General features: G+C 68.3%; 12 protein-coding genes and 1 pseudogene. 5 read left to right on the top strand and 8 right to left on the bottom strand.

The features are described from left to right. Positions 1–15: 15 nt before the first annotated feature. Positions 16–1,044: pseudogene (locus tag QUE68_RS16810) on the bottom strand (HNH endonuclease signature motif containing protein); the annotation flags it as partial. A gap of 143 nt (positions 1,045–1,187) precedes the next feature. Between QUE68_RS16810 and QUE68_RS16815 the strand changes: the two are divergent. Then, positions 1,188–1,973, top strand: coding sequence for an MBL fold metallo-hydrolase (locus tag QUE68_RS16815; protein ID WP_284227221.1), 786 nt, complete (start codon positions 1,188–1,190; stop codon positions 1,971–1,973). Positions 1,974–1,991: 18 nt separating this feature from the next. On the opposite strand, the gene QUE68_RS16820 is transcribed toward QUE68_RS16815, so the two are convergent. Next, on the bottom strand, positions 1,992–2,612 hold the full coding sequence (locus QUE68_RS16820; protein WP_284227222.1) for a nitroreductase family protein: 621 nt from the start codon (positions 2,610–2,612) through the stop codon (positions 1,992–1,994). 165 nt (positions 2,613–2,777) lie between these two features. Between QUE68_RS16820 and QUE68_RS16825 the strand changes: the two genes are divergently transcribed. From QUE68_RS16825 to QUE68_RS16835, 3 genes are read left to right on the top strand one after another with little or no spacing between them, the layout of a single operon-like run. Continuing rightward, positions 2,778–3,590, top strand: coding sequence for a FadR/GntR family transcriptional regulator (locus QUE68_RS16825; protein ID WP_284227223.1), 813 nt, complete (start codon positions 2,778–2,780; stop codon positions 3,588–3,590). Between the two features lie 43 nt (positions 3,591–3,633). Continuing rightward, positions 3,634–5,136, top strand: a complete 1,503-nt coding sequence (locus tag QUE68_RS16830) for a class I adenylate-forming enzyme family protein (RefSeq protein WP_284227224.1) — start codon at positions 3,634–3,636, stop codon at positions 5,134–5,136. Between the two features lie 51 nt (positions 5,137–5,187). After that, a complete protein-coding gene (locus QUE68_RS16835) occupies positions 5,188–5,991 on the top strand; it encodes a FadR/GntR family transcriptional regulator (protein ID WP_284227225.1) in 804 nt (267 codons plus the stop codon). Here the strand turns inward: QUE68_RS16835 and QUE68_RS16840 are convergent. Genes QUE68_RS16840 through QUE68_RS16855 form a run of 4 tightly spaced genes read right to left on the bottom strand, consistent with a single transcriptional unit; the run spans position 5,977 to position 10,737 of the window. Then, positions 5,977–7,479 (bottom strand): acetyl-CoA synthetase, encoded by a 1,503-nt coding sequence (locus QUE68_RS16840; protein ID WP_286274163.1) that lies wholly within the window; start codon positions 7,477–7,479, stop codon positions 5,977–5,979. The genes QUE68_RS16835 and QUE68_RS16840 overlap by 15 nt on opposite strands. Beyond that, on the bottom strand, positions 7,479–8,744 hold the full coding sequence (locus tag QUE68_RS16845; protein ID WP_284227228.1) for a cytochrome P450: 1,266 nt from the start codon (positions 8,742–8,744) through the stop codon (positions 7,479–7,481). The genes QUE68_RS16840 and QUE68_RS16845 overlap by 1 nt, the downstream gene beginning before the upstream one ends. After that, a complete protein-coding gene (locus QUE68_RS16850) occupies positions 8,741–9,310 on the bottom strand; it encodes a TetR family transcriptional regulator (protein ID WP_284227229.1) in 570 nt (189 codons plus the stop codon). Before QUE68_RS16850 ends, QUE68_RS16845 begins: the two co-directional genes overlap by 4 nt. Then, positions 9,307–10,737, bottom strand: coding sequence for an aldehyde dehydrogenase (locus QUE68_RS16855; protein WP_284227230.1), 1,431 nt, complete (start codon positions 10,735–10,737; stop codon positions 9,307–9,309). Before QUE68_RS16855 ends, QUE68_RS16850 begins: the two co-directional genes overlap by 4 nt. Positions 10,738–10,819: 82 nt before the next feature. Between QUE68_RS16855 and QUE68_RS16860 the strand changes: the two genes are divergently transcribed. Further along, the gene (locus QUE68_RS16860; protein ID WP_286274164.1) at positions 10,820–11,911 is read left to right on the top strand and encodes a Zn-dependent alcohol dehydrogenase; all 1,092 of its coding nucleotides are present in this window, start codon (positions 10,820–10,822) and stop codon (positions 11,909–11,911) included. Positions 11,912–11,920: 9 nt separating this feature from the next. Here QUE68_RS16860 and QUE68_RS16865 read toward each other — a convergent pair whose 3' ends face one another. Together QUE68_RS16865 and QUE68_RS16870 are read right to left on the bottom strand one after the other, a co-directional pair. Then, a complete protein-coding gene (locus QUE68_RS16865; protein ID WP_284235771.1) occupies positions 11,921–12,742 on the bottom strand; it encodes an enoyl-CoA hydratase-related protein in 822 nt (273 codons plus the stop codon). A gap of 27 nt (positions 12,743–12,769) precedes the next feature. Continuing rightward, a complete protein-coding gene (locus tag QUE68_RS16870; RefSeq protein ID WP_284227234.1) occupies positions 12,770–14,398 on the bottom strand; it encodes an AMP-binding protein in 1,629 nt (542 codons plus the stop codon). Positions 14,399–14,420 lie beyond the last annotated feature (22 nt).

Consider the following 14,420-nt stretch of genomic DNA (forward strand, 5'->3'; position numbering starts at 1 on the left):
AGTTTAGCAACACTTTAGCTTGGCCAGCTCGGTGAGCCCGCCGTCTTCCCAGTGCCGAAGGTGGTGGGCGTGCAGACCGCGGGTGGCCCCGCAGCCGGGGACCACGCAGCAGCGGTCACGGTGCTCCAACGCCCGACGCAGCCGGCGGCTGATCAGCCGGGTCTCCCGGCCCGCCCCGATCGGCTGGCCGTGGCGTTGGAACCAGACCTCGCAGGTGGCGTCACAGGTCAGGTAGCGGCGGTCGGCGTCAGACAGCAGCGGACCCAGATGCAGCGCCGCGATGCGCTGCTCGACGTCCAGATGGACCACCACGGTGGTGCGCTGCCCGTGCGGGCGCCGCGCCACGTCGGCGTCCCACCCCGCCTCGACCAGGCTCAGGAACCCGTCGATGGTGCTCGGCACCGGCGGGCACTGCCCACCGCCGCCGTCGGGGTGGTCGCGTTTCCACTGGGCGATCAGGGCGTCGGTGTGGGAGTTCACCGCCGCGTCGAACGTCGCCGCCTCGGCGTGGGGCAGGGTGATCCGAAACGTGGTGGATTCCTCGTCCTCGGTCTTGCTGAACGACCGCGGCGGTTCGGGGCGAGGCTCGGGCTCGGCATCCGGGTCGGGGTCGGGGTCGGGGTCGGGTTCGGGGCGGGGTTCCCACTTGACCGCGTTGCGGAGCTGGCTGACCGTGGCACTGGCCGCCAACTCCGCGTAGTGGGCATCCGAACCCGCGCCGGCACGCCCGGCGATGACACCGACCTGATCCAGCGACAGCCGGCCCTCTCTCATGTCGGCCGCGCAGCGGGGGAACTCCTCGAGCCGGTGCGCAACCGTGGCGATGGTCTCCGCGTTCGCCGGGGACACGCCGGTCTTCCACGCCACCAACGCCGGAATCGAGCGGCACCCGGTGGCACCCCACAACTCGTCACGGTCGATCTCGGCCACCACCTCCACGATCCGGCCATCGATCGCATTGCGCTGACCGGCCAACTCCGCCAACTCCTCGAACAACACCTCCAACCGCTCACAGGGAGCGAGAGAGGTTGCCGTCGAAGACATGACGTCATCATCACAGAGGGGTACGACAAGTCCCTGTCGCGAGGTCTACCGCAATGCCGAACGTTCCTTGAACCGGCCGCCGACCGCGCGCTAGCGTGTTCGTCGGAGCCACGCGGCGCGAAGTGGGCGGGAGGGGCGATTCGATGAAGGTGCACCACCTCAACTGCGGAACCATGGACTCTCCCGGTGCGCCGATCGTTTGCCACGTGCTCCTCGTGGAGACCGCGAACGGTCTCGTGCTCGTTGACTCCGGGTTCGGGCTGCTGGACTGCGCAGATCCAGGCCGGATCGGCCCGGCCCGGCGCCTGATTCGGCCGCGCTTCGACGCTGCGGAAACGGCCGCCCATCAGGTAACGGCGCTCGGCTTTCGCCGCGAGGACGTCCGCCACATCGTCACCACCCACTTCGACATCGACCACATCGGCGGCATCGCCGACTTTCCCGAGGCTCAGATTCACGTGACCGCGGCCGAAGTGTTCGGCGCAATGACGGCACCGACCCGGATGGAGAAGTTTCGCTTCCGGTCGGCGCAGTGGGCGCATGGCCCCAAGATCGTCGAGCACGACCCCAACGGCGAGAAGTGGCGCGGGTTCGCGGCCGCCAAGGAACTCGACGCGATCTCCCCCGGCATCGTGCTTGTCTCGCTGCCCGGCCATACCCGCGGACACGCCTGCGTCGCCGTCGACGCGGGCCACCGCTGGGTGCTGCACTGCGGTGACGCCTTCTATTACGAGGGCACCCTCGACGGCCGGTCGCCCGTGCCACTAGGCCTCAAGATGTCCGAACTGATGGTTGCCTTCGACCTGAAGGCCGTGCGCGACAACCACGCTCGCCTCGCCGAGCTGTACGCCCGTCGGGACCCCAATCTGTTGATCGTCTCGGCGCACGATCCGAAGCTGCTGGCCGACGCGATGGCCGCCAACGAGTAGACGACCATTCGTGGGTGCTCAGCTGCTTCCCCAGGTGTTCCACCACGTGACGGTCGCCGACGGCGGCCGGACGGCCGGCTTGAAGTTCGTGCCGATGGTGTACGCCACGGGGAGCAATGCTGCCTGCGTCACTGAATCGGGAATGCCGAGAATGTCTGCTACGGCTCGCTCTCTGGCCAGGTGCAGCGTCGTCCACACCGAACCGAGGCCCCGCGATCGCAGTGCCAGCTGGAAGCTCCACGCTGCCGGGATGATCGATGCCCACGCCGAGGCCGACACCACCAGTGGCGCATCGTCGAAACGACGGGTAAGGCAAGGAATTACGTGCACAGGAACTTCGGCCAGTATCGAGGTGAGCGCGTGCGCGCTCTCGTAGACGCGACGCGTCTGCGGATCGGAGGCGTTCGCTGCAGCGGTCGCCATGTAATCACCCGCGAGGCTGCGGTAGACCTCGGCGATCGCGGCCCGCTTGTCGGCATCCGTCACCACCATCCAGCGCCAGGTCTGCTCGTTACTCGCCGTCGGCGCCTGCAAGGCCAGGTCCAGACAGTCGAGAATGACCTGTCGACCCACGGGACGTTCGAGATCGAGCCTGCGACGCACCGCGCGGGTCGTCGAGAGCAGTTCGTCAATATCCATGTCTCACTCCATCATTCGATCCTGTCGCCAACCGACCCAAAAAACCGTTTCCACCGTCGACGCTGAACACGGTCCCTGAGACGCTATAGCTGCTAAAATGGCAAATCAAGATGGGCGCCTGCGGCGCAGCACCGCGTCGCTCTCCACGTTCGCTGCCGGAATCGAATGACTGCGATCGGAATTGGGCCCGAGGTTCGACGCAGGTTGTCAGCACGTCGCACGGCCGAGATCGTCGCCGAGGAACTCCGGCGGCAGATTCTCGACGGCGAACTCGCCGACGGTGATCTGTTGCCCCGACAAGACATCCTGGTCGACAGGTTCAAGGTCAGCCTGGTGTCCCTGAGGGAGGCATTGCGGATCCTCGAGACCGAAGGCCTGATATCCGTGCGCCGCGGCAATCGCGGCGGAGCGGTGGTGCACGCCCCGGCGAACTCCTCGGCCGCCTACATGCTTGGCCTCGTGTTGCAGAGCGACTCCGTGCGGTTGACCGATCTCGGTCGGGCGCTGCAGGAACTGGAACCGTCCTGTGCCGCGATGGCGGCCACGAGGCAGGACCGCGCGACCACGCTGGTGCCGGTCCTCGTCGCGCTCAACGACCTCGCCGAGCAGCATCTCGACGACGGGTCGCGCTTCACCGACATCGGGCGACAGTTCCACCACGAGATAGCCATGGGATGCGGCAACCACACGATGGCCGCGGTGATGGGCAGCCTCGAGGCGCTCTGGTCCAGCCATGAGCGGCAGTGGGCGGAAAAGACTGCGGCACAAGGCGAGTACCCGTCGCTGGGGGCGCGTCGGACCGTCCACGCCGCGCACGTGAAACTCACCGCAGCCATCGAGGCCGGGGACGTTGAGCGCGCACGTCGGCTCGCCGCGCGGCATGCTGCCGACACCCAGACCTATGTCGTCGCCGACGATCCCGACCAACGGGTTCACGCGCTGCCGGCTCAGGTGATGTCGCGGACTCGCCGTTCTTGACGCATCGACACCCGTGTTGCCTCTTCCCTCCGAAGGAGCCGTGATGACACCCGACCTCGCCGAGTCGGCACCCACGCCGTCGACCGTCGACGACGGCATCCCCTTCGGCGAACGGCTTCGCCAATTGGCTCTCGCCAAGCCGAATCTGATTGCGCTGACGATGGTCTCCGAGACCGGCGTCGACCGCAGCTTCACGCTCGAGGCGGTGGATCGGGGTGCGAATCAATGGGCCCGCATGCTCGCCGGGCGGGGAGCTCACCTCGGCGCGCTGGTCGGCATCGCCATCCCCAACTCCGTCGAGTTCATCCTCGCGGCACTGGGCTGTTGGAAGATCGGCGCGGTTCCCGTCCCGATGCGGTGGGACCTGCCCGACTGGGAGCGCACCCGACTCCTGCAGACTCTCGGCGCGGCGGTCGTCCTCGATGGCGACAACCGCGAGGAACTCGTCGCCGATGCCATGTCGCGCACCCATGCGCCGCTGCCCGAGGCGGTGTCCCCAATGCAGAACGGGATCTGCAGCAGTGGTTCCACGGGCCTGCCGAAGATCATCCTCAACACCCGGCCCGCGGAATGGACGGCGGCGCTCAGTGAGCCCTTCGCGGCGCATTGGGCGCCGGTGCCGCGGCCTCAGACCATCCTCGTGCCCGGTCCGATGTATCACACCAACGGGTTCAATCCGCTGCTATACCTGTTGGGCGGAGACCGACTGGTGGTGCTCGAGAAGTTCAGCGCAACAGCTGTTCTCGACGCAATCGAGTGCCATCGCGTGACGAACTTCACCGCCACGCCGACGATGCTCGCGCGGATCGCCGCCGTCCCCGGCGCATCGAACCGCGATCTGTCCAGTATCGAGTGGATCATGCAGGGGGCAGCCGCCATGCCCCCCGACGAGCTCCGTCGGTGGTTCGAGCTGCTGGGGCCAGAGAAGGTGGTCATGGCCTACGGCATGACCGAGAACCTCGGGTTGACCAGCTTGCGCGGTGACGAATGGTTGACGCACCCGGGCAGCGTGGGCCGTGGCTTCCGCGAAACCGAGATCCGCATCCTCGACGAACACGGGCAGCCGATGCCCGTGGGCGAGATCGGCGAAGTCTTCCTGCGTGCGCCGATGAACGACACCTACCGGTATCTCGGCGGGGCCGCGCCGGCCGCGCCGACACCCGACGGCTTCCGCTCGGCGGGTGACCTCGGCCGTCTCGACGAGGACGGCTACCTCTACATCGCGGATCGCCGCACTGACATGATCATCAGCGGCGGTGCGAATGTCTTTCCCGCGGAGGTGGAGAACGCCCTCATCGCCCACCCCGGCATCGTCGACGTCGTCGTGCTAGGTCTGCGTGACGCCGAATGGGGTCGTCGCGTCCATGCCGTCGTTCAGTTGGCAGACGACGCCGCGGCCGTCTCCGAGAGCGACGTCATCGCCTACGCCAAGAATCGACTCGCCCGCTACAAGGTGCCGAAGACCGTCGAGTTCGTCGACGAGATCCCACGCACCGCCGCCACCAAGGTGAGCCGTTCGGCCATGGTCGAGGCGCGGGGTGGTTGAGCCGCTTGTCAGGGGAGCTGTCCGCGAGAGCGTCGATGTTAGGGTTTTACCTTGACCATCCTGGGAATTGGCGTCGAAGCGCACCGTCGGCTGTCGTCGCGCCGGACCGCCGAGATCGTGGCAGACGAGCTGCGACAACAGATCGTCGACGGTCGGCTCGGCGATGGCGATCTCCTACCCGGGCAGAAGCAACTCGTCGAGCACTTCAACGTCAGCCTGGTCTCAGTCCGGGAGGCGTTGCGCATCCTCGAGACCGAGGGTCTGGTCTCGGTTCGGCGCGGCAACAGGGGCGGGGCCGTCGTGCACGCACCCGCGAAGTCCAGCGCCGCCTACATGCTGGGGTTGGTGCTGCAGAGCGATTCGGTCCCCATCGCAGACCTCTGCACCGCACTCAGAGAGCTCGAACCGTCCTGCGCGGCGCTCGCGGCCCTGCGACCGGACCGGGCGATCACCCTCGTGCCCGAACTGATCCGGAGCAACGATGCCATGGCCGACCACCTGAACGATCCCGAGAAATTCTCCGAGATCGGCGGCGAGTTTCATCACCTGCTGGCGCGCGGCTGCGGTAACCACACCATGGTCGTGGTGATGGGCAGCCTCGAAGCGCTGTGGGCGAGTCAGGAAGGTGAATGGTTCAACCAGGCCAGGGAGCAGAACGCCTTTCCGACGCCCGCCAAACGGCGCGCCACGTTGAACGCTCACCTCAAGGTGACGGAGGCGATCGCCGACGGTGACGTGGACCGTGCGCGCCGCCTGACCTACAAGCACGTCAACGACGCCCACACGCACGCCCTTCCGTCGTCGGATCAGCCCATTCGCGCGCACTCGCCGCAGACGATGTCACGGCGCTCCTGACCTCCGAACTACCAGCGAGCCTCGTTGCAACGCCCGTCGGTGGTCACCGACACTTCGAGACCAAATTAACTCCCGCGACTCGGCATCCAGCAGGAGGTCGCGTTCGCGCACTCGGGCGAGCGCCCGTCCCTCGGCGGTGTCGAGTACCACCAGACCCTGGGTCGGGCCGCCGTCGCGACCGTGGGCAACTGTGTAGGCGCACACAGTCCCCGGGCCTGACCACGCCGTCAGCAGTGGCTGCGGGGGCTGGGCGGCATCGACCTCGGCCTGCAGCGCGGGCAGGTCGGGCTCGAGGACGGGCGTATGCGGGCGACTGGACCAGACCGCGGCCACGTGCTTGGCCAGATGCATGCCGACCCCGGTCAGCAACGCGTTCCCGGGCTCTCGACCCATCCGGTCGAAGGTGCTCGCGATGGCGTGGGTGAGGTAGCCGCTTGCCGGACCACCCGCGAAGGGCAGTCCACCCGTGACGGTGTGCCCCCGCGGGTCGTCGAGTCCGAGCCCGAGCGCGTCGCACGCCAAGCGCACCGACGACGGAAAACAGGAGTACAAGTCGAACGCGTCGACGTCGGAGAGGCCGATGCCGGCCGACGCGAGCGCCTGCCTGCCGACGACGGCCATCGCCGCCGAGCGGGACATGTCCGAACGGGCGGCGATGCTCGCCGGATCCGCCGCGTATGCCCACCCCGTCAGGTACAGCCGACGCTCCTCGTCGATACCGAGGGCGTCGGCCTTCTCCGCCGTGGCCACCAGCAGCGCCGCCGACATGTCCACGTCCATCACGGCGACTTCGTGTTTGGTGTAGGGCCAGCCGACGTAGCGGTTGTCGGCCGTCGGCGTGGCGATCGTGTCGGCGTCGAGTGCGGTCGGACGCCACGCGTGCGGGTTGGCCGCAGCCACGTCGCTCATCGCCGCCATCACGCGCGCGGCCTCGGTGGCGTCGGCGTCCAGCGAGTGTCCGAGCCGCGCCCGGCGGGCGGTGTCCCACAGCGGGAACGTCTCCCACGCCTGCATCACCTCGTGTGCGAGCTCGGCTTCGTGCGGTGGTTCCCACGGGAACGGCGAGGACTTCCGGTGCCTCCACGACAGCCGTTCACCGCGCCGCTTGGCAGCGCGCACGGTGGCCAGCGCTTCGGCGCTACAGATGAGCGCGAGATCGAGGTCGCCGCGCTGCATCGCCAGCGACGTGCGGTTCACCAGGTCCTGGGGCGTCGTACCGCCGATTCCGGAGTAGAGCCGGTGCTTCGGCGAGGCACCGAGTTCGGCAGCCAGCCGCCCCGGCGGGTCGTCATAGGGCCAGCTCTGGCAGTAGACGACCTGGATCGAGTCAATTTGTGGCAGAACGTGACTCACGCCCGCCGCTGCTGCGGCCTCGCGGGCGCGCTGGGCCCAGCTGACGAGGGGCTCCGGCGCCGCGGCATCTCGTACCGTGCGTTGCGAGGCGCCGATCACGCAGAGGCCGCGGGGGTCGCGGCCCCCCGCGTCCACTAGCCGCGGCCCGTCGTGCAGGGCAGCCGCTTGATCCCGTGGAAGAACGACGAGCGCAACCGGTCGGGTCCCGCGGTCACGGCGAGACCGGGCACGGCGGGATAGAGCTCCTCGAGCAGTACTGACAATTCGAGTCTGGCCAGCTGGGCGCCGAGGCAGAAGTGCGTCCCGCCACCTCCGAACGCGGCGTGGCCCGCATCGGCGCGCGTGACGTCGAATTCGTCGGCCCGTTCGAAGACGTCCTCGTCCCGATTGGCGGACAGATAGTGGATCAGCACCCAGTCGCCGGCAGAGATCTGCTGCCCGCCGATCTCGACGTCGACCGTGGCGGTGCGGCGGAAGTGCATCACCGGCGTGGACCACCGCAGCAGCTCCTCCACCGCCGCCGGGATGGCCTTCGGTTCGCACGCCAGCAGGGCACGCTGCTCGGGATGCTGCGAGAGCGCCAGGATCCCATGGCTCAGGGTGTTGCGGGTGGTCTCGTTGCCCGCAATCGCCAGAAGCATGAAGAACTCGTTGAGCTGATCGCGGTTGAGCTTCTCACCGTCGACCTCGGCGGCGAGAAGTGCCGACAAGATGTCATCGGTCAAGCCGTACTTGCGCCGATGCTCGACCAACTCCCCACAATAGGAGAACATCTCGGCGGCGGCTTGTCCCAGCGCCTGCGGCGTCGGCGCGTAGTCGGGGTCTTCGATGCCAAGGCTCCCGATGGCGTTGCTCCATCGGAAGACGTCCATCCGATCCTCGGCGGGAACACCGAGGACGTCGGCGATCACCTGCAGTGACATCTCGGCGGAGATGTCGGGCACAGCGTCGAACTCTCCCTTGGCGATGACGTCGGCGACGATGTCGCGCGCCACCTTTCGCATGTGCGGCTCGAGGCGTTTGACGTTGCGCACGGTGAAGCCCTGGTTGATGAGCTTGCGCATGAGAACGTGCCGTGGCGGGTCGATGCCCGGCAGCATCGCCGACGTCGAGTTCATCTCGACCTCGACCAAGGTGTTGCCCGTGGCGCTGCTGAACGTCTCGGTGTCGCGGCTGACCCGGCGGACGTCGGCGTGGCGCGTCAGCAGCCAGGCCTTGGGCATTCCGGGAAGGGTCACGGGGTGCACCGGGGATTCCGCTCGCAGCCGGGCGAGTGCCGCGAACGGGGCACCGGCGACGTAGGTATCGGGATCGAGTACCGCAGCAGCGTCGAGATCCGCGGCGCCACCGCCGTGTTCGGTCACCAACGAGCCGAGGCCGGGGGGTTTGGGGATGCTCATCGGTCCGCCACGGATGCCTGGATTCCAGCGACGATGAGGGCGAGACCCGCCCGATACCGTGACGCCGCCTGCCGTTTGGTCGGTGCGGGGACTCTTGACGGCCGCGACTCCTCGAGGCTGACCGACCCCAGCAGATAGGTGTACGACACCGCGTGGGCCGCGTTCGCCTTCGCGGTGGTCAGCCCGGACTGTGCGATGAGCGAGCGACCGAGCCCGTCGAGACGGTGGGCCGACTCACCACCGCCGTTGGTCTGCAGCACCCCGGCGATACCCGAGACGCCGAGCAACACTTCCCTTGCTCCGCAATATAATTCGACTAACCGCTGAGCCCAGGGGCCGGGCGGGGGTTCGGGGATCTCCGCCAGTACGGACTCGGCGAGCAGATCGAGGGCCGCCTGTTTGCCCGGCACGTGGTAGTAGACCGACGGCACGGCGGCACCTAGCTCCGCCGCGAGTTCGCGCATCGTCACCCGCTGCACGCCGACCCGTCTCGCCAGCGTCTGCAACGAGGCGACCACCTGGTCGCGGTCCAATTCGCCGTACGCGCGACGCGATGGAGCGGTCATGCCGGCACTCCATAGATCGACTTCATCTCGACGTACTCATCGAACGCCTCCGGGCCGTACTCCCTGCCGATGCCGCTGGCCTTGAATCCTCCGAAGGGAACGCCGAATTCGGGGGCGAACGAGTTGATCCCGAACATGCCGGTGCGCACCCTACGGGCGATGCCGAAGCCCGCCTGGCGGTCCTTGGTCCACACTGAGCCGCCGAGGCCGTAGGGCGAGTCGTTGGCGATCCGGACGGCGTCGTCGATGCCGTCGTACGGGATGACGACGATGACGGGACCGAAGATCTCCTCGCGCGCGATCCGCATGGAATTGTCGACGTCACGGAACACCGTGGGCCGGACGTACTGGCCGTTCTCGAGACCCTCGATGGCGTCCGCTCCTCCGGCGGCGAGGGTGGCGCCCTCGGCGACACCCAGCTCGATGTAGCCGCGCACCCGCTCGCGTTGGCGGGCCGAGACCAGCGGCCCGATGTCGGTGCCGGCGTCGCGGGGATCACCCACGACGAAGGCGTTGGCGGCCTGGGCCAGAGCACCAGCCACCTCATCGTATCGGCTGCGGGGCGCAAGGATTCGGCTCTGGGCGACGCATGCCTGTCCGTTGTTCAGGAACGACGAGAACCCTAGACCAGCGACCGTGCGCTCGACGGAGGCGTCCTCGCAGACGATGGCCGCGGACTTGCCGCCCAGTTCGAGACTGCACCGGGCAAGGCGCTGCCCGCAGCTGGCGGCGATCGTCCTGCCAACCTCGGCGCTGCCGGTGAAGGCGATTCTGTCGACTCCGTCGTGCTCGACGAGGCGCCGTCCCGCAGCGGTGGCCCCGGGGATGACCGCGGCGACCCCCGGCGGCAGGTCGGCCTCGGCCAGCAGTCCGGCGAGCAGCATCGCGTCGAGCGGGGTCTCCGGCGCAGGCTTGACCACGACGGTGCAGCCGGCGATCAGCGCAGGCAGCAGCTTGGCGGCGATCGTGACCTGCGGGACGTTCCACGGCGTGATGATCCCAACCACCCCCGCCGGCTCGCGGACCAGCGCACTGCTCCCCCGGCGCTCCGTCCACGGGTAGGACTCGGCGAACTCGAGCGTCTGCTGCATCAACATCAGTGGGCCGATCCCGTGGGCGGCTTCGGCGAAGCTCGCGGGCGAACCCATCTCGGCGGTCACCAGGGCGGCCAGTTCCGCGGTGTGTCGGGCATACGCGTCGAGGAACGGCCGCAGGGCCGTGAGGCGTTCCTCGACCGTCAGGCGCGGCCACGGCCCATCGTCGAAGGCACGGCGAGCCGCCGCGACCGCGGCATCGACGTCGGCCGCAGTGCCGATGGGCGCGCTGCCGACCGCGGAGCCGTCATGCGGTGAGCGGACGTCGAACGCGTCACTGGTGGCGGGCACCATCCACCGGCCGTCGAGAAACAGGCGGTCGTAGATGTACATGAAACTGGCCTTCCAAAGATTCGAGCGGTGTTCCAATATATTCGAACACCGGTAGAATTCAACCACGGAAGCAAGGACAGCCATGAGCGAACGGGCCGCCATCCTGCGCGAGATCGGCAAGCCGCTCGAGATCGGCGACATCGAGCTCGCCGCCATCGCGCCCGACCAGGTTCGGGTGCGGATCGCCGCCAGCGGGGTCTGCCATTCCGACCTGTCCATGGCGACGGGAGCCTTGCCGGCCGGCGCGCCATGCGTGCTGGGGCACGAGGGCGCAGGGGTGATCGAAGCCGTCGGCGACGAGGTCCACCACGTCGAGCCCGGCGACCACGTCGTGATCGCCTGGACGGCGGCATGCCAGCGCTGCTGGTTCTGCGTCCGTAGCGAGTTCCACCTCTGCCGCAACGCGATCGCGGACACTTACTCGATGCCGTATGCGACCGACGGCGACGGTAAGTCACTGTTCACCTCGATGGGCGTGTCTAGCTTTGCGACCGCCACCAATTGCCTTGGTAGAGCGGTCATCCCGATCGATCACGATATCCCGCTCGACGTGGCCTCGTTGGTGGGGTGCGGTGTCGCCACGGGAGCCGGCGCGGCGTTCAACACTGCGCCCGTCGCACACGGCAGCTCGGTCGCCGTCATCGGTCTCGGCGGCGTCGGCTTGGCGACACTGATGGCGTGCGTCGTGCGCGGGGCGGCCGAGGTCATTGCGATCGATCCCGTCGCGGCCCGCCGCGAGGTCGCGGCGTCCTTCGGGGCGACCCACCTGATCGACCCCGCCGACGGTGACGTCGCGAGGCAGGTCAGAGCAGTCACGGGACGACGCGGTGCCGACACCGTCTTCGAAGCGGTCGGTCGAGGCGCAACGATCGAGACCGCGATCAAGGCCACCCGTCGCGGTGGCACCACGTGTGTGGTCGGGGCCGCGGCGCCCGGTGACGTCGTCACATTGTCGGCCTACGACCTCTTCATGAACGCCAAGACCCTGGTCGGCTGTCAGTACGGATCGGTGGTGCCCGCGCGCGACTTCCCGATGCTCCTAGACCTCTGGCGCAGCGGCCGCATGCCGCTCGACCGACTGGTCTCGCGAAGGGTCACCCTCGACGAGGTGAACGACGCCTTCGCCGATCTGTCCGAGGGCAGCGGGATCCGTACCGTGATCGTCAACGCGTGATCGAAGCCGTCAGCGCCCCGACCACTGCGGTGTCCGCTTCTCGGCGAACGCCCGCGGCCCCTCCTTGGCATCCTCCGTCGCAAACACCTCCTGCGCGATCCGGGACTCGTTGCGGTAGGCCTCCCGCATGTCGAGCTTCAACCCCTCCAGCACGCTGCGTTTGGTGGCCTGGATCGCCAGCGGAGCATTCTTGGTGATGCGCCCGGCGTACGCGAAGGCGGCGTCGAGCAGCTCGTCCTCCGGGACGACCGCGTTCAGGAGACCCATCTCGGCGGCGCGGTGGGCGTCGACGACATCCGCGCACAGCAGGAACTCCATCGCGTGGGCGAACGGGATCTGTCGGGGCAGGCGCACGGTGGTGCCACCGCCCGCGAACAGTCCGTGCGACGGCTCGAGCACCCCGAAGGTGGCGTGCTCACTGGCGATCCGGATGTCGACACCACCCAGCATCTCCATGCCGCCGGCGACGCACGGCCCGTTGATCGCCGCGATGATCGGCTTGTAGATCTTGCTGCCCCGCAGCACCGCGTCGGTGCCGTCGGACAGCGAGTAGCCGCCGACGGCCGTGGCGGTGCCGTCCTTGATCTGCTTCGAGAGTGCGGTGATCTCCGGGACGTAGGTCTTGAGGTCGGCACCCGCCATGTACGACCGGCCGACGCCGGTGAAGATCGCCACCCAGGCGTCATCGTCGGCCTCGAACCGCTTCCACGCCTGAGCCAGCTGGTGGAAGTGCTCGAGATCGCACGCATTCTTCGCCTCGGGGCGGTCGAGCGTGATCAGCACGACGTGCGCTGCGTCGGAACGCTTTCCGAGTTCGTAGTGGACGGGCACGTGACCTCCTGTGGTTTGGCGATCGGATCAGTCGTCAGCGGATGGGTAGGCGGCCATCCGGCCGTGGGCCGCGAAGCTTTCGCTCAAGGCATCCCGGTCGGCGCGCGTCATGAGCGCATATTCTCGGGAGCCGGCCGGTCGCCACCACACGGGGTCCTCGACCAGCCAGGCATCCCGGCGCAGCGGTCGCTTGTCCACTTTGCCGTTGCCCAGCACGGGGATCGCCCCGGTGACGCGAACGAATCGGGGCGCCCACTTGGTGCCGAGATCGGTTTGTGTCGTCAAGAACTCGGCGAACTCCGTCGGATCGAAGGTGTGCCCGTCGAGCAGTTCGACGACTGCCAGGACCTGGTCGCCCGCGACGGGATCGGGTACGCCGACCACCGCGACGGCTGCCGCGGGCCCGAAGCGGCCCACGATCCTCTCCACGGGTGAGGCCGCGAAGTTCTCCGAGTCCACCCGCAACCAGTCCCCCATCCGGCCGGCGAACCAGAACACGTCATCGGCATCCCGGTAAGCCAGGTCACCCGACCAGAACCACCCGTCACGCAACCGATCGGAGTCTGCCTCGGGGTTGTTCCAGTAACCCTCGAATGCTCCACCGGCGTTGCGGCGCACCAACTCCCCGATCGCCCCTTCGGCATTGCGCAGCTTCCCGGCGGGGTCGAGTTGGGCGCGCTCGCATTCCCTGCCCGCAGGGTCCACCACCGCGACGTCGGCATCCGGGGTCGCTCTTCCCAGGGAGCCCGGCTTGCGGGACGGCACTAGCACGATCCCGCCCTCGCTGGAGCCGTAGCCGCTGAGCACGGTCACCCCGAACCGCTCCTTGAACTCGGCCATGTCACGCGGTGACGCCTCGGGGGCCAGCACCACCTTCAGCCGGTGATCGCGGTCGACGGGCGTCGGCGGGGTCGCCAGCACGTAGCCCAGCGCCCTTCCGACGGTGTTCGTGAACGTCACCCCGTGGGACCGGACGTCGTCGAGCCATGCCTTTGCCGAGAAGCGATCGCGCAGAAGCAGTCTCGCCCCGCAGGCGAGCGCGGGGAAGAGCGCCGCGTTGAGCGCGTTGCCATGCGACAGCGGCATGGGACAGTAGAGCGTGTCGTCCGGCCCGAATCCGCGCATGGCGCCACCGGCCATCCGGCCCTGGCTGCACTTCGCCGCCTTGGGCGCCGACGTCGAGCCCGACGTCAGCAGCAGACACATCAGCGTCTCCGCAGGCGGGTCCTCATCGGGTAACACGGCGTCCCGGTACAGCACCCACGGTTGGTCCTCGACCCGCAACGGTCCGTCTACGAGGTCGGCGTAGGCGTCATCGGCGATCACGAATTGGCAAGCGGTGTGGTCGATGTCGCGGGCCAGTTCGGCGCCACGACGCGTCGCATTGAGTCCCACGACGCACGCTCCGGCCAGCGCGGCGCCGAACATCTGGAACGCGTACTCCGGCGTGTTGGGCAGGAGCACACCGACGTGCGGAGGTCGCGCGGGGTCGAGCACTTCGCTCAACCAGGAGGCGCGCACCGCGGCCTCCGCCACCACCTCCCGCCACGTCCAGGAGCGGTCGCCGTACGACAGGCCGACGTTGTCATCGTGCGCACGCGCCCGGACCAGCTCGGCGACCGTGTTGGCACGGTGTCGGGTCGCGGCTTCTCGCACGGGTCGAGTCTCCCCTTCCGGG

Source organism: Mycolicibacterium sp. TUM20985 (assembly GCF_030295745.1).
Lineage (GTDB): Bacteria > Actinomycetota > Actinomycetes > Mycobacteriales > Mycobacteriaceae > Mycobacterium.